Origin of the sequence: Corynebacterium sp. MSK032 (assembly GCF_030232065.1) — a bacterium.
GTDB classification, from domain to species: Bacteria; Actinomycetota; Actinomycetes; order Mycobacteriales; family Mycobacteriaceae; genus Corynebacterium; species Corynebacterium jeikeium_D.
In genome coordinates this window covers 1-514 of record NZ_JASPJR010000043.1, presented here as the reverse complement: position 1 = coordinate 514, position 514 = coordinate 1, and the positions used below count along the sequence as shown (strand labels likewise).

Annotated in this window: 2 pseudogenes; both read left to right on the top strand. The window is 57.0% G+C overall.

What is annotated here, in order from left to right:
* Positions 1-14 precede the first annotated feature (14 nt).
* A pseudogene (locus QP995_RS10895) lies at positions 15-68 on the top strand (hypothetical protein); the annotation flags it as partial.
* A 231-nt stretch (positions 69-299) separates the two neighbouring features.
* A pseudogene (locus QP995_RS10820) lies at positions 300-514 on the top strand (IS30 family transposase); the annotation flags it as partial.

Genomic DNA, 514 nt, shown 5'->3' with positions numbered 1-514 from the left:
CGGAACGCTTACTTATTGCCGATTGCCTGCGGGCAGGTCATTCGCACCGGCGTATCGCCCAGATAGTCTGTCGTAGTCAATCCACTATCAGTCGTGAAATCGCACGCAACAGCGTCGATGGTATCTACGATGCCTATCACGCTGATCAGGCCAGCCGCGGGCGTCTTGCTCGTCCAAAGCCGCGCAAACTCGATGACAATCGATTTTTGCGCGCCCAGGTTGTCAATCTGCTCAACCGTGGCGCCTCGCCGCGTCAGGCCAGTGGCAGGTTGGCTGCACTGTGGGGTGATAATACGTCCATGACTATTAGCCACGAGTCGATTTACCAGGCCCTTTACGTACAAGGGGCAGGCAGCTTGCGCAAAGAACTTGTGTTTGAAAAGTCCTGCCGGACTACCCGGCCAGGGCGTAAACCCCGCTCGCTTCTCGCAGGGGTGCCCAAGCCACGTGGAAAACGCTGGACTCATGATGCCAATATTTCACTTCGCCCAGCCGAAGCCAATGATCGTGCGGT